The 310-nt window shown below is 48.1% G+C and carries 1 protein-coding gene; it reads left to right on the forward strand.

Annotated elements, in window-relative coordinates; all coding sequences use genetic code 11:
• Positions 1-310, forward strand: a 310-nt coding sequence (locus tag OW491_RS18100; protein WP_290037288.1) for a phage protease, incomplete at both ends; no start/stop codon positions are given.

The following is a 310-nucleotide window of genomic DNA, read 5'->3' on the forward strand; positions in this document are numbered from 1 at the left end:
ACGCCGGACTTAACTAAGTTCATCCCAATTGAAACCCACACCGTTGCACTGAACCGCGCCGCGACAGCTGAAGCTCAGTTAAAAGAAATTGACGATCAGAAAATCGATGACCTGGTTCAGGCTGCGATTGATGACGGCAAGGTTGCCCCTGCGAACAAAGAGATGTTTGTTGGTATGTGTCGTGCTGAAGGTGGCATTGCTCAGTTCGAAGCGTTCGTTGAAACCGCACCATCTATCGCAACCAATTCACAGCACAAGACGCCTAAAGAAAAACAAGGTGACGTAAAGCTTGAAGAGCATGAAATTGCGA

It is taken from the genome of Neptunomonas sp. CHC150, assembly GCF_030397555.1.
Taxonomy (GTDB): Bacteria; Pseudomonadota; Gammaproteobacteria; order Pseudomonadales; family Balneatricaceae; genus Neptunomonas; species Neptunomonas phycophila.